The organism is Alcaligenes sp. PF14 (assembly GCF_037150615.1).
Taxonomy (GTDB): Bacteria; Pseudomonadota; Gammaproteobacteria; order Burkholderiales; family Burkholderiaceae_B; genus Alcaligenes; species Alcaligenes phenolicus.
In genome coordinates, this window is sequence record NZ_JBAGRS010000007.1 from 196,020 (window position 1) to 216,692 (window position 20,673).

The window sequence follows — 20,673 nt, forward strand, 5'->3', positions numbered from 1 at the left end:
TTTAGCGGCTGGCCAGCTTTACGGGCTCAGCGTCTGTGTGCAGCAAGGCAAAGCTGTTCTGGTAGGAAGCCAGGGTTTGCTGGAACTGCTTGCGCTGCGGGGCATCCAGAACGCGTGCTACTGGCAGGTCTACCGACAGGGGATCAACAGCTTTCTGGGCGATACGGAATTCGTAATGCAGATGTGGGCCTGTTGCCCAGCCCGTCGAGCCCACATAGCCAATCAACTGGCCTTGTTCTACGCGGTCGCCTTTACGCAGTCCAGCGGCAAAGCGGCTCTGGTGAGCGTACAAGGTGGTGAACTGACCGTGATGCTTCAGGATGATCGTGTTGCCGTAACCATTTTGGCGGCCAATAAACTCGACCGTGCCATCCGCGGTAGCGTGGATGGGGGTGCCGGATGGGGCGGCATAGTCCACACCCTTGTGGTCACGCCATCCGCCATGCACCGGATGGCGGCGACCGCCAAAGGTGGAGCTGATGCGGGTGAACTTCAATGCGGTGCGCAGGAAAGCGCCTTTCAGGCTTTGGCCGCTGAAGTCGTAATAACCGCCGGAGCCATTTTCAGGCTGGAACCAGGCGGCCTCATGGATTTTGCCCTGATTGATGAATTCCACTGCCAGCAAGCGGCCCGAACCCACGTCCTGGCCTTCATGACCGTAGGACTCGTAGACCACGCGGAAACTGTCGCCTTTGCGCAGATCTTTCAGAAAGTCGATCTTGCTGCCCATCACATCCGCCATTTGCAGCGTGATGTTGTCGGGGATGCCGGCCTGATCGCTGGCGCCAAACAGCGAGCTGTTGATGGTAGCTTGAGCCACGCGCACTCGGGTCTGGGTCAGGTCGGTTTGTTCCTGGGCGATAAAGCCATTGTTACCATCCGGGCGTACTTCCAGCCAGCTTGCCAGACCTTGGCCGGACTGATCGGAGTAGGGAGTATGACGGTAGCGCAGCCACTGCAAATTGCCATTGGCATCCAATGCGGCTTGTACGGTACGGCCAGGGTAAAGCTTGTAGATGGAGCGCGCTTTCTTGTCATGCGTCAGAAATTGCAGCAGGCCCTCTTCACTGACTTCCATGCGCTGGAGCAGGGCGGACAAGGTGTCGCCACGGCGGATGCGGGTTTCAGTAATGTAGGCTTGCTGGTCCTGGGCCTGCAGCACGGTCAGGTCCGATGGCAGGGTCAAGGCGGTGCGGGCTTGGTAAATCTGGGGTTCCGGGCTGCTGGGCATCACCACGGCAAGTGCACCGGCGGCTACAAAAGAGCCAAGGGCAAGCGTGATCAAACCGGCACGGATAAAAAGGGCTCGGGCGGACCGAGGCTGGTGGATGTTGAGGTGGGAGGAGGAGCGTTTCCCTTTGCTGAACATAAAACCAGAACCTTGTTGGACGTACGGTTTACCGTCCACCCGGCTGGCAGGCGGAGGTCAGTTGTACTGGGCGGACAGAACATTCCAGCCCTGGCGATCTGACCTGCGCGGGAATGATAAAATAATTTGGTTTACGAAACCTTGCTCAATTCTTAAGCACGTCTCGCAATAGCAGGCTATCCTAGCGCATTAGGCTTAATTTTTCGAGCATTTTTACTCATTAGTTTGTCACCAGATTTGTTATGTCATCCCCCTCAGAGCCCCTTTCTCCAGAAGTCCTGGCTGATTTAGCCATCGTCAAACGCGGCTGCGACGAATTGCTCGTCGAATCCGAGTTTGCCCGCAAACTGGCGCGCAGCCATGCAACAGGACAGCCGCTGCGTATCAAGCTGGGTCTGGACCCCACGGCTCCCGACATTCACCTGGGGCACACAGTGGTGCTCAACAAGATGCGCCAGCTGCAGGATTTGGGGCATACCGTCATCTTTTTGATTGGCGACTTCACCTCCACCATTGGTGATCCCAGCGGCCGCAACACGACTCGTCCGCCCCTGACGCCCGAGCAGGTCATTGCCAACGCCAAGACCTACTACGATCAGGCTGCGCTGGTTCTGGACCCGGCCCGTACCGAAGTTCGCTACAACTCGGAGTGGTGCGACAAGCTCGGTTCGCGCGGCATGATTCAACTGGCTTCGCGTTACACCGTGGCCCGCATGATGGAGCGTGATGATTTCACCAAGCGCTTCAAGGCGAATCAGCCTATTTCGGTGCACGAGTTTTTGTATCCTTTGCTGCAAGGCTACGATTCGGTTCAATTGAAAGCGGACGTGGAATTGGGCGGTACCGACCAGAAATTTAATTTGCTAGTGGGTCGTGAATTGCAAAAAGAATATGGTCAGGAACAGCAATGCATTTTGACCATGCCATTGCTGGTGGGTTTGGACGGCGTAGAAAAAATGTCCAAATCCAAAGGCAATTACATTGGTATCAGTGAAACGCCGGACTCCATGTTCGGCAAGTTGATGTCCATCTCCGATACCTTGATGTGGCGTTACTTCGAGCTGTTGTCGTTCCGTAGTCTGGAAGACATCGCCGGTCTGCAAAAGCAGATTGAAGAAGGCCGTAACCCACGTGAAGTCAAAGTGGAGCTGGCACAGGAGATCGTCACACGTTTCCACAGCGCCCAGGCCGCCGAGCAGGCGCTGGAAGCTTTCGATGCCCGTTTCCGTCGTGGCGAAATGCCCGAGGACATGCCCGAGGTAACCGTGGCGGGTGAACTGGCCTTGCTGCGTGTCTTGCGCGAAGCAGGTCTGGTTGCCTCCGGCAGCGAAGCCCAGCGCAATGTGGAGCAGGGCGGCGTGCGCATCAACGGCGAACGTGTGGACGATAAAGGTTTGCAACTGGAGCCGGGCAGCTATGTGCTGCAAGTGGGCAAGCGCAAGTTTGCGCGAGTCACTTTGACTGGCTGATTGATTGTGGAGGTCTGCAATGAAACTGCGTAGTGATTCTTTTCAAGATCAGAGCGTGATTCCCGAGCGTCTGGCGTTTTGCCGTTACGACGCGCAATCGAGAGTCGCCTTGGCCGGTAACGCCAATCCGCATCTGGAATGGTCCGATGTTCCCGAGCAGACCCAATCCTTTGTGGTCATTTGCCACGACCCCGATGTCCCCAGTAAACCGGACGATGTGAACCAGGATGGGCGCGAGGTACCGGCGGATTTGCCTCGGGTGGATTTCTTTCATTGGGTCTTGATCAACATCTCGCCCGAGCTGCGTAGCCTGGCAGAAGGCTCTTATTCCAAGGGCATCACGCCACGCGGTAAAGCCGGTCCACTGGCTCTGGACGATACGCGCCAGGGCGTGAACGACTTTACCAACTGGTTTGCCAGCGACCGCGACATGAACGGTGATTACTTCGGCTACGACGGCCCGTGCCCTCCGTGGAACGATGCTTTGCCGCACCGTTATGTCTTTACGGTTTATGCCCTGGATATTGCCGAGCTGCCTTTGGAGGGTCGCTTCAATGGCCAGGACGTGTTGCGCGCCATGGAAGGTCATATTCTGGGTCGTGCATCCCTGACCGGCATGTATACCCTGAATCCCCGTTTGATCCAGCAATCCTGATTCCCCAGGGCGGACTGTTTGAGTTTTTTTCATATTCTCTTGAGTCCGCCTGCCGCCGCCTTACTTATTTCCATGTTTTTTGGGGTTTCTGCCACCAGAGACGTTTGTCTCGGTGGTTTGACGCGCTTCCGCGCTAAAATGTTGCTTTCTTAGTTTGCTACCACTTTATCCTTAGGAACCCTCATGTTTGACCGTTCTGCGACTCTTGACAAAGTTGATCCCGATCTTTGGGCTGCGATTCAAAGCGAAGATGTGCGCCAGGAGCAGCACATCGAGCTGATCGCCTCGGAAAACTACACCAGCCCCGCCGTGATGCAGGCCCAGGGCACACAACTGACCAACAAATACGCGGAAGGTTATCCTGGCAAGCGCTACTACGGCGGTTGCGAGTTCGTGGACGTGGTCGAGCAACTGGCTATTGACCGTCTGAAAGAGCTGTTCGGTGCGGAAGCCGCCAACGTGCAGCCCAACTCCGGTTCGCAAGCCAACCAGGGCGTGTACATGGCTGTGCTCAAGCCCGGTGATACCGTTCTGGGCATGAGCCTGGCAGAAGGTGGTCACTTGACCCACGGTTCCCCCGTGAACGCATCGGGCAAGCTGTACAACTTCGTATCCTACGGTCTGGACGAGAACGAAGAGCTGGACTACGACGAGCTGGAGCGCCTGGCCAAAGAGCACAAGCCCAAGCTGATCGTGGGTGGTGCTTCGGCTTACGCCCTGCGCATCGACTTCGAACGCATGGCTCGTATTGCTCATGAAAACGGCGCCTTGCTGATGATCGACATTGCCCACTACGCCGGTCTGGTTGCTGGTGGTGCTTACCCCAACCCCGTGCCTCACGCTGACTTTGTGACGTCTACCACTCACAAGTCCCTGCGCGGTCCTCGTGGTGGCGTCATCATGATGAAGGCCGAACACGAAAAAGCCATCAACTCGGCTATTTTCCCCGGCATTCAAGGCGGTCCACTGATCCACGTGATCGCTGGTAAGGCTGTTGCGTTCAAGGAAGCTCTGGCTCCCGAGTTCAAGACCTACGCTGCTCAAGTTGTGAAGAACGCTGACGTTCTGGCCCGCACTCTGGTTGAGCGCGGTCTGCGTATCGTGTCCGGTCGCACCGAAAGCCACGTCATGCTGGTAGACCTGCGTCCCAAGGGCATCACCGGTAAAGTGGCTGAAGAGGCACTGGGCAAGGCTCACATCACGGTCAACAAGAACGCCATTCCTAATGACCCAGAAAAGCCATTTGTCACCAGCGGCGTGCGTTTGGGTACTCCTGCCATGACCACTCGCGGCTTTAAAGAAGCCGAAGCGGAATTGACGGCGCACCTGATTGCTGATGTACTGGACAACCCTCACGACGAAGCCGTTTTGGCGGACGTTCGTCGCCGTGTACACGAGCTGACTGCCAAGTTGCCCGTTTACTCCTCCAAGTAATCCAGCCGGAGCGGGCCGTGAGGCCCGCGATCTTGAATGAAGTGTCCGTTCTGCCACCATGCCGATACCCAGGTGATCGACTCTCGAATCACCGAAGAAGGCGACGCCATACGGCGACGTCGTAAATGCTCGGCCTGTGAACGGCGCTTCACGACTTACGAGCGTGCCGAGCTGAGCCTGCCTGTTGTGGCCAAGCGCAATGGCACTCGTATGGATTTTGACCCCGCACGTTTGCGGGCGAGCATGGGCGTTGCGCTGCGCAAGCGTTCCATCCCCATGGCTCAGGTCGATGCCGCTGTGCAGCGCATCGAAGAAAAACTTCAACTGACTGGCGAGCGCGAAGTCTCCTCCGAGACCATAGGCGAGCTGGTCATGGCTGAGCTCAAGCAGTTGGACCAGGTGGCCTATGTGCGCTTTGCCTCGGTCTACAAGAGCTTTAAAGACATCCGCGAGTTCGTAGAGGCGATCGACGAAATGAACGATCCCGACCGCGGCTAAGGCTATGGTCGAGCAAGAAGACGTCATCTGGATGCGGCAAGCCCTGGAGCTGGCCGAGAAATCCCTTTATATCAGTGCCCCCAACCCGCGAGTCGCCTGCCTGATCGTGCGCGATGGCCAATTATTGGCTTCGGGTTCCACACAGCAAGCGGGTGGCCCCCACGCCGAAGTGATGGCCTTGCGCCAAGCCAAAGAGCGCGGCGTCAGTGTGGCCGGTGCGACTTTCTACGTCACCCTGGAGCCTTGCAGTCATCACGGGCGAACCCCTCCTTGTGCCGATGCGCTGATTAAAGCAGGCGCTGGGCGTGTTGTCTTTTCCATGTACGACCCCAACCCCTTGGTGGCTGGCAACGGCGTTTCACGCTTGCGTCAGGCGGGTATTACCGTAGATGGCCCCTTGTGCGTAGAGCAGGCGCTGGCGATCAACGCCGGTTTCTTTGCCCGCATGACACGTGGACGTCCCTGGCTGTGGATGAAGATGGCCGCTTCGCTGGATGGCCGCAGTGCCTTGCCGGACGGTCGCTCTCAATGGATTACCGGGCCGCAGGCTCGTGACGATGGCCACCACTGGCGTGCCCGCAGTTGCGTCGTGCTGACAGGCATCGGAACCGTGCATGCCGATAATCCCTTAATGAATGTGCGTGCGGTTTCTACGCCGCGTCCCCCGATCAAGGCGGTGCTGGACACGCATTTACGCATGGACCCGAAAGCTGCCTTGCTGGACGGCACGCCGTGCTGGGTATTCAGTCACCGTCGTGATCCCGAGCTGGAGGCGGAGCTGGCAGATCGAAATGCACAGGTTATTCCCATGCCCTTGCACGAAGGTCAGGTGGATGTCCGTGCCGTTCTGGACTGGATGACAGATCAACAGATCAATGAAGTCCATGCAGAAGCCGGTGCTCGCCTTTCCGGAGCCTTGATTGATGCCGGTGTAGTGGACCAATTACTGATGTACCTGGCCCCCAAGATCCTGGGGCAGGGGCGAGGCGTGGCCGATATTACCGAACTGGCCGGGCTGGACGATGTAGAGCCGTTTGAATTTACCGATGTGCGCTTGCTGGGTGCCGACCTGCGCGTCCTGGCGCGCCAGCGCGATCATTGGGAAGCCTTGCTGCGAGCGGTGGGTGGGGCTTATCCGCCGGACTCGGAATAAGCTGTTTGTACGCTTTACTGTTTAGTTGCTACTAATTAGCCGAAGAAAGAATTTGAGCACTTGCGTTATAAGGATAATTGCTGCTATTATTATGGACTTGGCGTTAGCAGCTTCAAATTGCTTGGCCAAAAGAACAGTTAGGACAGGTGGCCGAGTGGTTGAAGGCGCACGCCTGGAAAGCGTGTATACGTTTATAGCGTATCGGGGGTTCGAATCCCCCTCTGTCCGCCAGAATTCAAAAGCCCTCGCACAGCAATGTGTGGGGGCTTTTTTCTTGGCTGCGTTTTACAGAGTCGGTGAAATTAATAATTCATTTGTAGTCAGGCTCTGCGTCGTCGTTGCAAAAAAGGTCGCTGACCGGGAACCGCGCAAGATCAGCGCAGGCCTTGAGAGTCTTGCCTTTGTTTCTCTCGCCATTTTGAGGGAGGAAGTGTTTCGTGTTGCCGCCAGGCGGCGCGAAATGATTGCAGGCTGGCAAAACCACAATGCTCGGCAATTCGCTCAATAGACCAGTCGGTATCCATGAATAATTGACGCGATCTGTCCAGCCGCATGGTTTGTTGGTACTGCTTCAGACTGATGCCGCATTCTTTCATGAACAGGCGGCTCAGATGCCTGTAGCTGACTGAAAATTGTGCTGATAAGGATTCGTTGAGCGGGGTTTGAACCGTCTGTTGTGCCAACCAGTCCTGTACTTCATGAATCAAGGGATGTTGATGATTGCGATAACTCAGATGGACGCTTAACTGCGGGTCTGCTTCCAGACGACGAAACTGAATCAGATTTTCGCGCGCGATACGTGCGCTGATTGCGCTGCCGAAATACTGGGTGATCAGGTGCAATGCCAGATCTATTCCTGCAGAAACGCCAGCTGAGGTATAGATAGGACCATCCTGCACAAGGATGCGTTTGCTGATAACCCGTGCTTGTGGCGCAAGTTGTTGCAGGGTCTTGAGGTGATTGTGATGTGTCGTGCAGAGGCGACCATCCAGCAGTCCTGCTTGTGCCAGCAGCACAGCGCCTGTGCAAACGCTGGCGATCACTATTCCCGACGGTAGCTTGCCCCCGATATCACGTAGCCATTGCGTCACTTGTTGCTGTGCCGGCGTTGCGGGGAGTTCGGCCTGGATTTTGCTTCCGACTACGACAACGACATCTCCTGCGATCAGACGCTTGGGAAGAGGAGCAATCGCGCTTAGAAAAATCCCCTGGTAGCTTTTGATGTGGGATTCCGGCCCGACACACTGGATCTTGATGTCGGCTATATCCAGTTCTGTTAGAGAAGCAAAAATCTGCATAGGCCCTCCCAGATCCAGGATGTGCATCTGGGGAAGGACGACAAAGAAAATCCGTTTCATGTGTTATTCGGATGAATCATTGATTTGATTTAGCGATGTTATCGCTTTTTATTCCTTTTTCTTAATGGTGTTTTCTTTTCTATTTATGTCCTGAAACAGTCTGGAGCCTGGATGGTCGAGAATTTACGATAAACAAGAAATTTTTACATCGAAAGGATTTGTCCTCGTGGCGGAAGAATCAAGAGTCATTGAGCTTCATTGGAATCCCGCTTTTACGGGAGCAACGGGGGCCGGGGTGCTGGAGCTTATCAATATGACGGTCGCTGATAAGGGCACGCTGGGGTTTGCCTCTGAGCTGTCGGGAGAGCAGGCGCGTCTGTTCCTGGACGCCTTGAACCGCAAAGTGGCAGACGGCGATACGCAAGCCTTGTATGCCAGCTATGCCGGTCAACCCGCTTTCTTTGTGATGATGAATTTGAGTGGCATGCCCAATTGCCGACACAGTGCTGAACTCGCCAAGGCGGTCGTGGCGCCGGGGTTTCGTGGACAAGGTTTACCGAAACAGGCGCTGGAGGCCGTGGACCATACCTGCACCTTGTTCTGGAACATGTATGACAACTTGCATCGAGAGTACTGCCAGCCAAGCCCCGTTCGTCTGAGTTGATTCGCTGCGCCATTGAAAATCTGAGGTGGATGTTGCTTCATGCAAAACAAGAATGTTGTCCGCTCTCTGGTCGGGCTGGGATTTCTTGCCATGTTTCTCTCGAGCGCGTTCAAAGGGGTTTTCCAGGTTTATTTCAATGACCTGGCTCTGTCTTTTGAGCGCGGCCGATCAGATTTCGGTTTTGTGGGCGGGGTGTTCCTTTTGGTATCCGGGCTGGCATCGCCGATGGTCGGTGCCTTGTCGGATCGCTTTGGGCCCATCTGGACCGTCTTGATCGGCAGTGTGCTTGGAGGGGGAGCATTCCTTTTGCTTGGCCTTCTACCTCATCAGTACTGGCTTTTTGTCATTTTGTATGGACTTTTGGCGGCGTTTTCTCTGGCGGCGATGACGTTTGTGCCCATGGGCATATTGGTTGACCGGTTGTTCGACCAGAAAAATAAAAGCTTCGCTTATGCCTTGATCACTAATGGCACGGCAATTGGATTCATTGTCCTTTCCCCATTCTGGTTGTGGTTGCAAGCCCATTTCGAATGGCAGCAGGTCTTTTTTGTTGTTGGTCTGCTGTTCCTGGAGCCTTTGGCCTTGCTGTTCTGGCTGGGGGCACGAGTGCCTTTGCCTGCGAAAGAGTCTGTCGGACATATTCAGGAGAAACGCGTTGGCACTTGGCCTGTCGTGTTGCGCGATCCTGGCTTTTACGTGCTTGCCTTTGGTTTCTTCGGCTGTGGGGCGTCGATGGCGTTCATTGACGTTCATCTGGTGCCTTTATGGCGCGATGCCGGGGTCAGCCGCGCAAGCATGGGGATGAGTTTGAGCCTGTTTGGCGTGCTGGAAATGATTAGCGGTTTAGTGGCTGGCTGGTTGGCGCTGCGCTTCTCCCAGTATCGGCTGCTGGCGGCATTCTACGTACTACGCTGTCTGGCCATGAGCTTGTTATTGGCTCCCTCCGGGATAGTGACGACCTATGTATTTGCGGCTGTATTTGGGGCCAGTTATCTCGGAACAGTCATATTGACCTCAGCGATCTGTCTGGATCGCTATGGAGGCGCCGTCAAGGGACAGGTATTTGGCATGCTTTTTCTGGTTCATCAGATCGGCGCTTTTGGGTCTGCTCAATTAGGTGCTTACGGCTATGACCGTTTGGGTAGCTATCAGGCCACAGTCATGGTCCTGGCCATGCTGACCGCGATTGCCGGTATTTCTTCACTCTTTCTGTCGTCTGTTGCGTTTCGACGGACTCAATCTGAATTCAACTGAGATCTCCATGATGTTCAATGACCAAGGTGCTACTCAAATGCTCAGGATTGGACAGGGTATCGATGTCTCTGACAGCTTTTGCGAACCGCTTGCACTGACCTCTGCCTATTGCTTCAGTTCAGCCAGTGAGGCAGCCGCTCGTTTTGGCGGGACGGAGCCGGGCAATGTCTATAGTCGATTTACCAATCCAACAGTCAAGACTTTCGAGCAGCGGGTTGCTTTCCTGGAGGAGGCTGAAGCGGCGGTAGCGTTTGCATCCGGCATGGCCGCATTGTCAGCGGTGGTGATGGCGTTTGCCGCGAGTGGTCGCAATATCGTGTGCGCACGTGATGTGTTTGGCACGACTCTGACGATGTTGCGTCAGCATTTTTCCCCTTATGGAGTGGAGGTGCGCGTCGTTGGCATGTTGGATTACGACGCTTGGGAAAAGGCGATCGATAGTGCTACATGCTTGGTTATTGTTGAAACTCCAGCAAATCCGATGCAGCAGGTTGCCGATATTGCCCGGCTGTCGCGCATGGCCCATGCCCATGGGGCATTGCTCCTGGTAGACAGCACCATGCTGACCCCAGTTTTGCAGCGACCATTGAGGCACGGCGCGGATCTGGTATTGCACTCTGCCGGTAAATATATGGATGGCCAAGGGCGGTGCATAGCCGGTGTAGTCGGTGGGGCCGAGGCATTGATGCAGCCACTGCGGGCGGTGTTGCGTTCGCAAGGGGCCTGCCTGAGCCCCATGAATGCCTGGTTACTGCTCAAGAGTCTTGAGACGCTTGAGTTACGTATGCAGCGCATCAGTGCCAGCGCACTGTCGATAGCGCGTTGGCTGGATAAGCATCCGAATGTCGGTTCGGTGTTTTACTCGGGCCTGGAGTCGCATCCCTGCCATGAAATCGCTTGCGCGCAGCAGGCCGGCTTTGGAGGGGTGGTCAGCTTTGAAGTGGGCACGAGCCAAAAAGAGGCTTGGGCTTTCATGGATGCTTTGCAGCTGATTTCAATTGCCACCAATATTGGAGATACACGCAGCATGGTCACGCACCCGGCATCAACGACACATGGACGCTGGTCGCCGGAGGATCGCATGCACTGCGGGATTGGGGACAATCTCGTGCGCTTGTCTGTGGGCCTGGAGTCACTTGCCGACTTGCAGCAGGATATGGATCTGGCACTCCAGATTGCCCTTGCTCAGAAGGATCAGAGTGTGCGGGGCTACTCCTTGCTTGAGACGCTGGAATGAGGGGGACAGATGTTTTTGACGTTGTTGTTTTCTGTCGTACTGACTTTCCATGCGCTGGTGCTGTCAGATAGCGGGCGACGCTCCAGGCAATGGTTTCGGTATCTTGTTATCAGCTTGATGGCTTTGTTGCTGAGCTTGCCGATTGATTTTGCCACCCTGAGCGACCGCCGGATTGACGGCCTCGCCTTTGGTGGCTTATGCGGTTGATGGCTGAGGGGGCCTGGTACCGGATAAGCCAATTGATTTCAGCTTGTCCGGTACCAATTTCATTAGGACGCCAGATCAGACAGGATTAAGGCAGCAGGCTCAGGCGGTCGACTTCAAATTCAGTTTTGCGCAGGCCTTTGTCGAACTCGCCTGTCAGCTCCACTTTCTGTTCGGCGCTGATGGTTTGACCAGCCGGAAAGTCCTTGTTGTCGATCTCTACCGTGATACGGCCGGTGGCATCTTCAAAAATATAGCGCTCATCACCTTCAAACGACACCAGACGGCCTTGCAAACGCGCGATTTGATCGTCGCGGCCGGTTTCCAGGAGCTGCTTGACGGTCATGAGCGGCACATTGTTAGGGCCAGAGTAGGAGCCGGCAGCCGTGGCGGCTTGAGGTGCATTGCTTGGGCCTGTGTAGTTGGCTGGTTGTGCGAGGGCAGCGGTGGCGCTCAGAGCAAGTACGGCAGCAAGAGTGGGTAAAGTGAATCGCATGATTGAGTTTCCTGTATCGGGTTATCGGGTCAATGTTCCGCCGATTGCGGAATAGTTTTATTAGACCCCCCGAACCTGAAGGCAATCTTAAGATACGTAATTGGGTGAGAAATCCAGCACGACACTCAGACCCTGGCCGTCCAGCCCCTCTTCAAAGGAAAGCGTGGCCTCGTGCAAGGCCGCGATGCGGGCCACGATGGACAAACCCAGTCCGTTGCCTGTTTGGCCGGTTCCCAATACGCGAAAGAAGCGTTCTCCCAGTCTGGGCCGTTGTTCGGGGGGGACGCCAGGCCCATTGTCTCGGACCGCAAGGCGTACACCGCCATCGTGTCTGCGTGTTGTTTCGACCCGTACTCGGACGCCTGCGCCGCCGTAGCGAATGGCATTGCCAATCAGGTTACGTAAAGCGCTGTTTAACAGCACTGGCGCCGCCTGTATGCTTGTGACGGCCAGGGCTCTTTCCATGTTGATGGATGCCGAAGGCAGTGATGGAACCAGACTGTCCAGGACCTGATTCAGGTCTACGGTTTCACGCTTCAAGGGCTCGGCCTGCGGCTCCAGTCGCGTCAGGGCGAGCAGGCTTTCTACCAGGGCGGTACAACGGTCCAGGTCCGCACGCAATTGCTGCAGATGGGCGTCAGGCAGTTGCAGCTCGCGCTCAATTAGTTGAACGCGCATGCGCAGCCCGGCCAAGGGCGTACGCAGTTCGTGTGCGGCATCGGACGTAAAGCGCCGTTCACTTTCCAGTGCGGAAGACAAGCGTGCCATGAGCGCATTCAATGCATCCAGCATGGGTTGCAGCTCGCGTGGGGGATTTCCGCCTTCTACAGGAGTGAGGTCATCGGGCGATTTGGAATTGATGCGTTTAGCCGTGTCCTCCAAAGGACGCATCAGGCGTCGGATCAGGAACCAGCTGGACAGACCCAGCAGCGCCAGTAGCCCCACTGCGGGCCACACCAGGTTCTCGGCCATGTCTTCAAGCAGCTCCAGGCGTTCTTCCATAGGCTGGCCAACCTGGGCTGTGACCCCTCCGGCTCCGGGGCGCACGTAAACCCGCCAGAGTTCGTCATCAACCCAGACAGTGGTGATTTGCTTGCGTTTCGCCTGGGGGATAAAAGCCGTTTTGGGAGTGTCGTCGCCGCGTAGCAGTACCCGGCCATCTGCGGCCACGAGCTGGTAATACATGCGCAGCTTGAGAGCCGCGTCACGGTTCAGTCGTGTGTCTGTTGTATTGGCAGAAGCCTGCGCCTCTTGCGGGTCCAGCATCAGTACCAGACGTGCCCCTTCTTCAAGGGCATCATCAAGCACATCGCCGGTTGCGTGCCAGGCCACTCCGACTACGATGGCCAGGCTGACCAGCCACAGCCCAATACTGGTGCCCATGACGGTAAGCAGCAGACGACGTCGTAAGGACCAGCCTTTCGGGCGTGACACCGGGGACTTGGCGGTAAAGCGGATACGCTTTAGTTTCTGGAGCAGGTTTTTCATGCGGGTGCCAGAACGTAGCCTTGATTACGTACGGTGACGATGAAGTCACTGCCCAATTTCTTGCGCAGATTGTAGATGTGTACTTCGATAGCGTTGCTTTCCACTTCTTCGCTCCAGCCATAAAGGGCTTCTTCAAGCTGGGCACGACTCAGAATATGGGTGGGATGATGCATCAAGGCTTGCAGAACAGCGAATTCGCGTGCTGTTACGGCCACAGGCTTGTCGTTCAAGGTGACGCGCTTGGCTGTCGGGTCAATGGCGACGGGACCGTGACGCCATTGGGGAGAGGCTTGGGCGGCACTGCGGCGCAAGGCCGCACGTACTCGCGCGGACAGCTCCTCAAGATCAAACGGTTTGACCAGATAGTCGTCCGCGCCCAGATCCAGACCCTGTACCCGGTCAGCCAAGGTATCGCGCGCAGTGATCACAATGACGGGCACTTGTGCGTGAGATCCGCTGGCTCCTCGCAGACTGCGTAAAACCGCATCGCCGTCCACACCGGGCAAGCCCCGATCCAGCAAGATGCACTGATAGGTATGAGTGGCCAGGGCTGTGGCAACTTGATCGCCACGTTGCAACCAGTCCACAGCATAGCCGTCCAGATGCAGCCAGGACTGCAAGGAACTGCCCAGCGAAGGATCATCTTCGATTAAGAGAATACGCATGTGCAAAGCCTGGCAGGGAAAGATGAAGGGAAACTGATGTAGCTGCGGGGTATGAGGTAAAGCAGGGGCAAGCCCCTACCTTGTTTGTATAGCGACTGTGTGTTTTTGAAAAGTGCAGCGAGGTGTTTTCCGTTCTGATTGGCGCGCTAGATGCTGCGCTGTTGTACCCGTGCAGACAGCTCCTGCGCCGTCTCCTTGCGCTCGCTATATCGATCCACCAGATACTGCGCACAGTCACGCGTCAGCAAGGTGAACTTCATCAGTTCCTCCATCACATCCACCACGCGCTCGTAGTAGGACGAAGGTTTCATGCGGCCTTCTTCGTCAAATTCCAGAAAGGCTTTGGCAACCGAAGACTGGTTGGGGATAGTGATCAGGCGCATCCAGCGGCCCAGAACCCGCATCTGGTTCAAGGCGTTAAAGGATTGCGAGCCGCCTGACACTTGCATCACGGCCAGTGTTTTGCCTTGTGTTGGGCGTACAGCACCGATGCTTAACGGTATCCAGTCAATTTGTGCTTTCAGAACGCTGCTCATGGCACCGTGGCGCTCGGGCGATGTCCAGACCATGCCTTCGGCCCACTGCACGAGTTGGCGCAACTCCTGCACTTTCGGGTGGTCTTCTGCTGCACCGTCGGGCAAGGGCAGGCTTTGCGGGTCGAAAATTCTGGTTTCTGCACCCATTGCTTCCAGCAGCCGTGCTGCTTCTTGTGTCAGAAAGCGGCTGTAGGAGCGTTCTCTCAGGGAACCATATAAAAGCAGAATTCGAGGTGGGTGTGTGGCGCGTGCTTGAGGCAGCAGTTCTGCCATATCTGGAGTGTTAAATGCGTGCTCGTCCAGATTGGGTAAATCAGGCTTGCTCAATTCTTTGTCCTTTTTCATCAATAACGGCTTGGCCGTCTTCTTTCCGGAAGGCACCTTGTTGTGCTTGGGGAAGTATCTCCAGCACCTGTTCCGAGGGACGACACAAGCGCGTTCCCAATGGGGTGACAACAATAGGGCGGTTGATCAGAATCGGGTGCTGCAACATGAAATCAATCAGCTGTTCATCGCTCCATTTCGGGTCGCCGAGCCCGAGTTCTTCATAGGGCGTACCTTTTTGTCGCAGGACTTCACGCACGCTCAGGCCACAGTTTGCGATCAACTTAGTCAGCGTGCTGCGGTCCGGCGGTGTTTGCAGATACTCGATGATGGTGGGTTCTTGCCCGCTATTGCGGATCAGGCCCAAGGTGTTGCGCGAAGTGCCGCAGGCGGGGTTGTGATAGATGATGATGTCTGTCATGGCGCGATCCTGATATCAGGGTTTAGTGGGCGATACCCAGTCGCAGCGCCAAGGCTGCCAGGGTGATCAGCAAGACGGGTGTGGTCAGGATGGCTCCTACTTTGAAGTAGTAGCCCCAGCTGATTTTTGTGCCTTTCTGGGCCAGGACATGCAGCCACAGCAAGGTGGCCAGACTGCCTATAGGTGTGAATTTCGGGCCCAGATCGCTGCCAATGACGTTGGCGTAAATCATGGCTTCCTTGACGATGCCCTCGGCGCTGGAAGCGTCAATGGACAGGGCGGTGACAAGGACCGTGGGCATATTGTTCATCACCGAGGACAGCAACGCAGACAGGACGCCGGTACCCATGGCCGCTGCCCACACGCCAGCTTGGGCGAACTGATCCAGCAGTAAACCCAGGTAATCGGTTAGCCCGGCATTGCGCAGGCCGTAAACCACCAGATACATGCCCAGCGAGAACACGACGATTTGCCAGGGGGCGCCACGCAGCACTTTTCGCGTACTGATGACTGTGCCACGGGCGGCAACCGCCAGCAAAATGATGGCGCCTGTTGCGGCAACCGCACTGACGGGGACACCCAGGGGTTCCAGTGCAAAAAAGCCTGTCAGCAATAACGCCAGCACCATCCAGCCAGCCTTGAAACTGGCCATGTCCTTGATAGCCTCAGCAGGCGCTCTTAATTGTTCAAGGCGATAGTGGGCGGGAATGTCGCGACGGAAGTACAGCATCAGAACGACCAGGCTGGCCAGTACAGACACGATGTTGACGGGTGCCATGATGGCGGCGTAGTCCGTGAAGCCCAGTTTGAAGTAGTCGGCAGAGACGATGTTCACCAAATTGGAGACGACCAGCGGCAAGCTGGCTGTGTCCGCAATAAAACCGGCTGCCATGACAAAAGCCAGAGTTGCTGCCGGTGAAAAGCCCAAGGCCAGCAACATGGCCATGACAATCGGCGTCAGAATCAGTGCGGCCCCGTCATTGGCAAACAGGGCAGAGACTGCTGCGCCCAGAATCACGATAAAGGCAAAGAGCTTGCGCCCGTTGCCGGCTCCCCAACGGGCGACATGCAGGGCGGCCCATTCAAAAAAACCTGCCTCGTCCAATATCAGGCTGATGATGATAATGGCGACAAATGTGGCGGTGGCGTTCCAGACGATATTCCAGACCAGGGCCAGGTCAGTCCATTGCACGACGCCAGACAGCAAGGCAGCAACTGCGCCTAAAGAGGCACTCCAACCAATGCCCAAACCTTTGGGCTGCCAGATCACCAGGGTTAAGGTAGCGATGAAAATGAGTACAGCAAGAAGCATGACGGAGTGCTCTGATCAGGGGGTAGCCAGCAAGGCAGTTAAGTTCCGAATAGTTTTTGCAGGACGTGGATATCAAGTGTCCGGCGCTCTAGCAGTTCTGACACAGGTCTTGCGTTGGGAGGCAGGTTTGACCCTGACAGCAATTCTCGGTCAGATAAGTAAGCAGATTGTTCATGGCGGGAAAGGTGGCGCTGTAGAGCAGATTGCGACCTTGCCGCTCGGCGTGGATCAGCCCGGCATTGCTAAGCTCCTTTAAATGAAAGGACAGGGCGTTGGGCGCAATGCCTAGCTGCTCGGCCAGAGAGCCGGGTGTCAGTCCGGTGGGCCCGGCAACAACCAGTGCGCGGAAAACCCGTAGGCGGGCTTCGTGGGCCAGAGCGGCCAGGGAGCGGATAACTTGAGATTCTTCCATGGAGTAATAATACAACAATTCAAGAATTGTTGAATTAATTATTGCTTTCCAATCGCAGTACTTTTGCGGACTGCTTATCTATTTGAAAGACAAAGTCACGATGATGTTCTGGTATAGCGCGTATGGCCCATTTTGCTGTTTGCCGCCAGCGCTGGGCTTAAGCCGCCAACTGCTCACTTAACCAGTCGGCAAATACTTCCGCACGCGGGTTTTGATCCAGAGCCTGGGGAGAGAGCAGGTAGTACGCCGAGCCGTCCGCAATGAATCCTTGCGGGGCAATGAGCTGCCCGCTTTGCAGTTCATCTTGCACCATCAGGCGCGACACAATACTCATGCCTTGTCCGGACAAGGCGGCCTGGATACATAAATAAAAATGCTCTAGTTCCAGCTTGTTGGCAGAGCGTATGACTTGGCCGCTAAGTCGCGCCCAGGTGGCCCAAGCTTGCGGACGGGAGCTGCTTTGTATCAGCACCTGTTTGGCCGTGTCCTGGGTGTGGGGATAGTGAGGCTGGCAGACCGGCCCTATCATTTCTTCGCACAATTTCAGGCCGCAGACCGAGTCTGCCCAATGAAAGTCGTCACGGCGTATGGCCAGATCCACTCCCATTTGAGCAAAGTTCACTGGCCCCCCGGCTGTAATCAGATGCACGGTGATATTAGGGTGCAGAGTGTGAAAATCCCCCAGTCGGGGTATCAACCATTTCATTGCAATGGTGGGCTCGCAGGAAACGACCAGCGCATGTTCACGCTGTGTCTGCTGCAACTGATACACCACGTCTTCCAAGCGCTCGAACATGGGCGCGGTCACATGCAAAAGCTGGCGGCCTGCCTGTGTCAGAAATACAGCTCGATTGCGCCGTTCAAACAGTTCTACCCCCAAAGATTCTTCCAGCGCCCGAATCTGGCGACTGACCGCGCCGTGAGTGACATGCAGCAGCTGGGCTGCCTGCACAAAGCTGCCTGCCTTGGCGGCCGTGTCGAAGTAGCGGAAGGCCGTGAGATTGGGGATTTGCATGGTCGATGAAAACTCACAGAAATAGCGCAGGAATTATCGTTTTTAAATTAGCACAGGATTATCAATAATGAAATCCTGAGAGCGAATATTCAAACAAGAAAACGATAGAAGTTTGGGAGGGTTTTTCTTGGGTTTTGAAAATCTGGATTGGTCCCGTTGAGAATCGCAAAAACTATATAAATTGGATGAATACATAGCTCACCAGGAAGGGTTTTCACATTCCAACTGGAGCGGTCTTTGCAGACTGGTAGATCGTTCGCGAAGGAACGATCTCATTCCTAGAGTGTAGGACTGGCTCTGCGGTTTGGCTGCCTTTGACCTAGCTTGTCACACCGATTTCATCAAACTTAGGCTTGTTAAAAATGCATGAACTGTTGGCCGTTGCCACTATCACTATCCTGGCCGTGATCAGCCCAGGCCCCGACTTTGCCATGGTCACTCGTAATGGCTATTCCTTTGGCCGCAAGATTGGCCTGATTTCGGCTCTGGGTATTGCTGCCGGGGTGCAGGTGCACGTGGTCTACACGGTGCTGGGCGTTGCGATTCTGATTACTCAGTCTCCCACCTTGTTTCTGGTGATGAAAGTGGTGGGGGCAGCGTACTTGATGTACCTGGGCTATCAGTCTTTCCGTAATCGCACTGTTTTGAATACGGACGGCGAGGCAGGAAATATGCCCAGCGCCTGGCAAGCTTTTGGCATGGGGTTTTTGACCAATGCCTTGAATCCCAAAACCATGTTGTTTGTGGTGGCCACCTTTACGCAGCTGGTGCAGCCGGATGCATCGTTCTGGCTGAATTTCGCTTATGGATTTTTCATGTCTTTTGCCCATTGGGTCTGGTTCAGCATTGTGGCGCTGGTGTTCTCAAACAAGCGCTTGCGGGCAGCCATGCTGGCCCGGCAAAGATTGCTGGACAGGGTGATAGGCGTGGCCTTGTTCAGCTTGGGCGCTTCGCTGCTATTTGCCAACTCGGTGTCTTAGGGCGGCCATGCGGGAGCAGGTGCTGTGCACAGGCGATTTGTACTGCCTGATTATTGAAGTGATTAATAAATTGGTTTGAATTAAATTCAGAATTTAATTGAGTATTTTATTTTTAATTTGATTTTGAATTATATTTGTATGGCTATTAATAATAAAAATATAAAAGTATGGAAAAAAATATGAATTAAATTCTTTAAAAGAATATCTGTTATCTTCTGTCATTTATTGACGGCGCTCTGGGTATGGTTGTTACGTTGCCGTTTCAGGTTTCGCACACTACTTGTAGAGAGGGAGACAAGAATGACTTGCCATCATATAAACGCAAAAGCGCTGGCTGCGTCTGGCCTGGCTTTATTCGCAGCGGTTCAGAGCGGTGTTATGGCTCAAAGCCCGGAGCCCCGGCTGGATACCAGCCAGCTGTATGCAGACGTGCATTTCCACGCTTCCAATTACGCCATGCAAGGTATTTCCTTAAAGGAATATGCAGAGCGCTATATGAGCGCCAATCGCCAGCAAATTGTGCGCTCCACCATCATGCCGATTCCTTTGCAGCAACGCTGGGATGGGTTTGAACAGTACCAGGCACAGTCTGGCAATCAGATGTATGGCCCGAACTACTACATAGGCCCCAAAGCAGACTTGTATTACTACTCTTTTGTGGATGCCATGTTTGCGCGCGAGTACGAGCGCTTGCCGCCCCAGTATCAGGAAAAGCTGGATGTCATGATTACGGCCTTCAATCCCATGGACGTATATGCCTCGCAACATATCAAGCGTGCGGTGCTCAGTTTTCCAGGCGTGTTTGCCGGGGTGGGAGAGTTCACCATTCACAAGGAGCTGGTGTCCAGCAAGCTGGCTGGTGAAACGGTAGAACAAACCAAGGCCCCCTCTGTGCCGCTACCGCCTGATGCGGGCGATGGCAGCAAGGTATCGCTGTATTCCGAGTCGCTGGAGTATTTGTTCAAGACCATTGAAGAGATTGGTCTGGTCGCGATCTTGCACAATGATATGTACCGGGTAGAGGTCAATTACCAGGGTGAGCTGGAGCATTCCTATCCCGATCAGGACTATGTGGACGGCTTGAAGCACGTGTGTGGACATGCGCCCAAAGCCAAGGTGGTGTGGGCGCATACGGGCCTGGGGCGTTTTGTGAAACCCACCAGCGACCACATTACGCGCGTGAAAGAAGTGCTGGATGCCTGCCCCAGCTGGTCTACCGATATTTCCTGGGATCTGGTGCAGGACTATATGTTGAATCCCGAGCCGGGCATGCCCAGTCGCCAGGATTGGCTGAATTTCTTCAATGAATACCAGAACCGGATTCTGTGGGGTTCAGATGTGGTGATCTTTACGCGTAATCGCTTTGAGTCGGCCCCTCCCACTTCAGTGACACCGGGCGGTTTGATGGAACCGGCTCAGTACCATGCGGACTTGTCCAAGATGAGGGAGTTTCTGGACGAGTTGCCAGTGGCCATAGGCAACAAGATTCGCTATGAAAACTATCTGGGTCTGTTCAATCGTGCCAAGTTCTCTGTGCGGGCCTGGGAGCGCGAGAATGCGGATCTCAATATCTGGGATATTCCTACGCCTGTGCATCCTTGAAGGGGGCATGCTGTTGATATGGGCCAGCCATAGATACTGGCCTTGATTCTGGCCCTGACAAAGCCAATGGCAAAGGCAAAAAACAGCCCCCCGACAGTTGGATAACTGTCGGGGGGCTGTTTGCGATTGCGCGTCAAGAAAGCCGAGCCTGGCTTCTTGATTCTGCTTTCAGGCATCTGGCTGGATG

Annotated in this window: 21 protein-coding genes and 1 tRNA gene; 12 read left to right on the forward strand and 10 right to left on the reverse strand. The window is 55.2% G+C overall.

The window, feature by feature from the left end:
* Position 1: 1 nt before the first annotated feature.
* The gene (locus WFM49_RS15815; protein WP_009460675.1) at positions 2 to 1,369 is read right to left on the reverse strand and encodes a M23 family metallopeptidase; all 1,368 of its coding nucleotides are present in this window, start codon (positions 1,367 to 1,369) and stop codon (positions 2 to 4) included.
* A 242-nt stretch (positions 1,370 to 1,611) separates the two neighbouring features.
* Here WFM49_RS15815 and tyrS point away from each other — a divergent pair, with 242 nt between their 5' ends.
* From tyrS to WFM49_RS15845, 6 genes are all read left to right on the forward strand, one after another.
* Positions 1,612 to 2,838 (forward strand): tyrosine--tRNA ligase, encoded by a 1,227-nt coding sequence (gene tyrS / locus WFM49_RS15820; protein ID WP_250756124.1) that lies wholly within the window; start codon positions 1,612 to 1,614, stop codon positions 2,836 to 2,838.
* Between the two features lie 19 nt (positions 2,839 to 2,857).
* Positions 2,858 to 3,493: a YbhB/YbcL family Raf kinase inhibitor-like protein gene (locus WFM49_RS15825; protein ID WP_009460679.1), complete on the forward strand. Its 636-nt coding sequence runs from the start codon at positions 2,858 to 2,860 to the stop codon at positions 3,491 to 3,493.
* A 183-nt stretch (positions 3,494 to 3,676) separates the two neighbouring features.
* Positions 3,677 to 4,927: a serine hydroxymethyltransferase gene (glyA, locus tag WFM49_RS15830; RefSeq protein ID WP_009460681.1), complete on the forward strand. Its 1,251-nt coding sequence runs from the start codon at positions 3,677 to 3,679 to the stop codon at positions 4,925 to 4,927.
* Positions 4,928 to 4,963: 36 nt separating this feature from the next.
* Positions 4,964 to 5,425 (forward strand): transcriptional regulator NrdR, encoded by a 462-nt coding sequence (gene nrdR / locus WFM49_RS15835; RefSeq protein ID WP_003801815.1) that lies wholly within the window; start codon positions 4,964 to 4,966, stop codon positions 5,423 to 5,425.
* A 4-nt stretch (positions 5,426 to 5,429) separates the two neighbouring features.
* A complete protein-coding gene (gene ribD / locus WFM49_RS15840; protein ID WP_009460683.1) occupies positions 5,430 to 6,578 on the forward strand; it encodes a bifunctional diaminohydroxyphosphoribosylaminopyrimidine deaminase/5-amino-6-(5-phosphoribosylamino)uracil reductase RibD in 1,149 nt (382 codons plus the stop codon).
* Positions 6,579 to 6,718: 140 nt separating this feature from the next.
* Positions 6,719 to 6,809 (forward strand) — tRNA-Ser (locus WFM49_RS15845).
* A gap of 143 nt (positions 6,810 to 6,952) precedes the next feature.
* Here WFM49_RS15845 and WFM49_RS15850 read toward each other — a convergent pair.
* Entirely contained in the window at positions 6,953 to 7,936 is a 984-nt protein-coding gene (locus tag WFM49_RS15850; RefSeq protein ID WP_009460685.1) for a GlxA family transcriptional regulator, read from the reverse strand.
* A gap of 253 nt (positions 7,937 to 8,189) precedes the next feature.
* Between WFM49_RS15850 and WFM49_RS15855 the strand changes: the two genes are divergently transcribed.
* Genes WFM49_RS15855 through WFM49_RS15870 form a run of 4 tightly spaced genes read left to right on the forward strand, consistent with a single transcriptional unit; the run spans position 8,190 to position 11,238 of the window.
* Complete coding sequence (locus WFM49_RS15855) at positions 8,190 to 8,540, forward strand: hypothetical protein (RefSeq protein WP_250756106.1); 351 nt, start codon at positions 8,190 to 8,192, stop codon at positions 8,538 to 8,540.
* 39 nt (positions 8,541 to 8,579) lie between these two features.
* Positions 8,580 to 9,794: an MFS transporter gene (locus WFM49_RS15860; RefSeq protein WP_336974243.1), complete on the forward strand. Its 1,215-nt coding sequence runs from the start codon at positions 8,580 to 8,582 to the stop codon at positions 9,792 to 9,794.
* Between the two features lie 7 nt (positions 9,795 to 9,801).
* Positions 9,802 to 11,031: an aminotransferase class I/II-fold pyridoxal phosphate-dependent enzyme gene (locus tag WFM49_RS15865; RefSeq protein ID WP_336974245.1), complete on the forward strand. Its 1,230-nt coding sequence runs from the start codon at positions 9,802 to 9,804 to the stop codon at positions 11,029 to 11,031.
* A gap of 9 nt (positions 11,032 to 11,040) precedes the next feature.
* Positions 11,041 to 11,238, forward strand: a complete 198-nt coding sequence (locus WFM49_RS15870) for a hypothetical protein (RefSeq protein WP_009460694.1) — start codon at positions 11,041 to 11,043, stop codon at positions 11,236 to 11,238.
* A gap of 85 nt (positions 11,239 to 11,323) precedes the next feature.
* Here WFM49_RS15870 and WFM49_RS15875 read toward each other — a convergent pair whose 3' ends face one another.
* From WFM49_RS15875 to WFM49_RS15910, 8 genes are all read right to left on the reverse strand, one after another.
* On the reverse strand, positions 11,324 to 11,731 hold the full coding sequence (locus tag WFM49_RS15875; RefSeq protein WP_060186678.1) for a YgiW/YdeI family stress tolerance OB fold protein: 408 nt from the start codon (positions 11,729 to 11,731) through the stop codon (positions 11,324 to 11,326).
* An 87-nt stretch (positions 11,732 to 11,818) separates the two neighbouring features.
* Positions 11,819 to 13,219 carry an ATP-binding protein gene (locus WFM49_RS15880; protein ID WP_336974248.1) on the reverse strand — a complete coding sequence of 467 codons (1,401 nt, stop codon included), beginning with the start codon at positions 13,217 to 13,219 and terminating at the stop codon, positions 11,819 to 11,821.
* The gene (locus tag WFM49_RS15885) at positions 13,216 to 13,884 is read right to left on the reverse strand and encodes a response regulator transcription factor (RefSeq protein WP_009460700.1); all 669 of its coding nucleotides are present in this window, start codon (positions 13,882 to 13,884) and stop codon (positions 13,216 to 13,218) included. Before WFM49_RS15885 ends, WFM49_RS15880 begins: the two co-directional genes overlap by 4 nt.
* Before the next feature lie 146 nt (positions 13,885 to 14,030).
* Positions 14,031 to 14,765: an arsenical resistance protein ArsH gene (gene arsH, locus WFM49_RS15890; protein WP_442893036.1), complete on the reverse strand. Its 735-nt coding sequence runs from the start codon at positions 14,763 to 14,765 to the stop codon at positions 14,031 to 14,033.
* The gene (arsC, locus tag WFM49_RS15895; protein WP_009460703.1) at positions 14,734 to 15,165 is read right to left on the reverse strand and encodes an arsenate reductase (glutaredoxin); all 432 of its coding nucleotides are present in this window, start codon (positions 15,163 to 15,165) and stop codon (positions 14,734 to 14,736) included. Before arsC ends, arsH begins: the two co-directional genes overlap by 32 nt.
* Positions 15,166 to 15,187: 22 nt before the next feature.
* Positions 15,188 to 16,477: an arsenic transporter gene (locus WFM49_RS15900; protein WP_336974252.1), complete on the reverse strand. Its 1,290-nt coding sequence runs from the start codon at positions 16,475 to 16,477 to the stop codon at positions 15,188 to 15,190.
* Between the two features lie 88 nt (positions 16,478 to 16,565).
* A complete protein-coding gene (locus WFM49_RS15905; protein ID WP_009460707.1) occupies positions 16,566 to 16,889 on the reverse strand; it encodes an ArsR/SmtB family transcription factor in 324 nt (107 codons plus the stop codon).
* 157 nt (positions 16,890 to 17,046) lie between these two features.
* On the reverse strand, positions 17,047 to 17,904 hold the full coding sequence (locus WFM49_RS15910; protein WP_009460708.1) for a LysR substrate-binding domain-containing protein: 858 nt from the start codon (positions 17,902 to 17,904) through the stop codon (positions 17,047 to 17,049).
* 362 nt (positions 17,905 to 18,266) lie between these two features.
* Between WFM49_RS15910 and WFM49_RS15915 the strand changes: the two genes are divergently transcribed.
* Positions 18,267 to 18,884, forward strand: a complete 618-nt coding sequence (locus tag WFM49_RS15915) for a LysE family translocator (protein WP_009460710.1) — start codon at positions 18,267 to 18,269, stop codon at positions 18,882 to 18,884.
* Positions 18,885 to 19,262: 378 nt separating this feature from the next.
* Complete coding sequence (locus tag WFM49_RS15920; RefSeq protein WP_250756098.1) at positions 19,263 to 20,486, forward strand: hypothetical protein; 1,224 nt, start codon at positions 19,263 to 19,265, stop codon at positions 20,484 to 20,486.
* The last annotated feature ends 187 nt before the right edge of the window (positions 20,487 to 20,673 follow it).

Bases quoted from the DNA above. Each gene is read 5' to 3' on its own strand.
- WFM49_RS15815 (WP_009460675.1), bottom strand. From the start codon at position 1,369: ATGTTCAGCAAAGGGAAACGCTCCTCCTCCCACCTCAACATCCACCAG.
- WFM49_RS15915 (WP_009460710.1), top strand. From the start codon at position 18,267: ATGCATGAACTGTTGGCCGTTGCCACTATCACTATCCTGGCCGTGATC.
- WFM49_RS15875 (WP_060186678.1), bottom strand. From the start codon at position 11,731: ATGCGATTCACTTTACCCACTCTTGCTGCCGTACTTGCTCTGAGCGCC.
- WFM49_RS15910 (WP_009460708.1), bottom strand. From the start codon at position 17,904: ATGCAAATCCCCAATCTCACGGCCTTCCGCTACTTCGACACGGCCGCC.
- ribD (WP_009460683.1), top strand. From the start codon at position 5,430: ATGGTCGAGCAAGAAGACGTCATCTGGATGCGGCAAGCCCTGGAGCTG.
- WFM49_RS15905 (WP_009460707.1), bottom strand. From the start codon at position 16,889: ATGGAAGAATCTCAAGTTATCCGCTCCCTGGCCGCTCTGGCCCACGAA.
- nrdR (WP_003801815.1), top strand. From the start codon at position 4,964: ATGAAGTGTCCGTTCTGCCACCATGCCGATACCCAGGTGATCGACTCT.
- WFM49_RS15855 (WP_250756106.1), top strand. From the start codon at position 8,190: ATGACGGTCGCTGATAAGGGCACGCTGGGGTTTGCCTCTGAGCTGTCG.
- WFM49_RS15885 (WP_009460700.1), bottom strand. From the start codon at position 13,884: ATGCGTATTCTCTTAATCGAAGATGATCCTTCGCTGGGCAGTTCCTTG.
- tyrS (WP_250756124.1), top strand. From the start codon at position 1,612: ATGTCATCCCCCTCAGAGCCCCTTTCTCCAGAAGTCCTGGCTGATTTA.
- WFM49_RS15870 (WP_009460694.1), top strand. From the start codon at position 11,041: ATGTTTTTGACGTTGTTGTTTTCTGTCGTACTGACTTTCCATGCGCTG.
- arsC (WP_009460703.1), bottom strand. From the start codon at position 15,165: ATGACAGACATCATCATCTATCACAACCCCGCCTGCGGCACTTCGCGC.
- glyA (WP_009460681.1), top strand. From the start codon at position 3,677: ATGTTTGACCGTTCTGCGACTCTTGACAAAGTTGATCCCGATCTTTGG.
- WFM49_RS15850 (WP_009460685.1), bottom strand. From the start codon at position 7,936: ATGAAACGGATTTTCTTTGTCGTCCTTCCCCAGATGCACATCCTGGAT.
- WFM49_RS15920 (WP_250756098.1), top strand. From the start codon at position 19,263: ATGGCTCAAAGCCCGGAGCCCCGGCTGGATACCAGCCAGCTGTATGCA.
- WFM49_RS15880 (WP_336974248.1), bottom strand. From the start codon at position 13,219: ATGAAAAACCTGCTCCAGAAACTAAAGCGTATCCGCTTTACCGCCAAG.
- WFM49_RS15860 (WP_336974243.1), top strand. From the start codon at position 8,580: ATGCAAAACAAGAATGTTGTCCGCTCTCTGGTCGGGCTGGGATTTCTT.
- arsH (WP_442893036.1), bottom strand. From the start codon at position 14,765: ATGAAAAAGGACAAAGAATTGAGCAAGCCTGATTTACCCAATCTGGAC.
- WFM49_RS15865 (WP_336974245.1), top strand. From the start codon at position 9,802: ATGATGTTCAATGACCAAGGTGCTACTCAAATGCTCAGGATTGGACAG.
- WFM49_RS15825 (WP_009460679.1), top strand. From the start codon at position 2,858: ATGAAACTGCGTAGTGATTCTTTTCAAGATCAGAGCGTGATTCCCGAG.
- WFM49_RS15900 (WP_336974252.1), bottom strand. From the start codon at position 16,477: ATGCTTCTTGCTGTACTCATTTTCATCGCTACCTTAACCCTGGTGATC.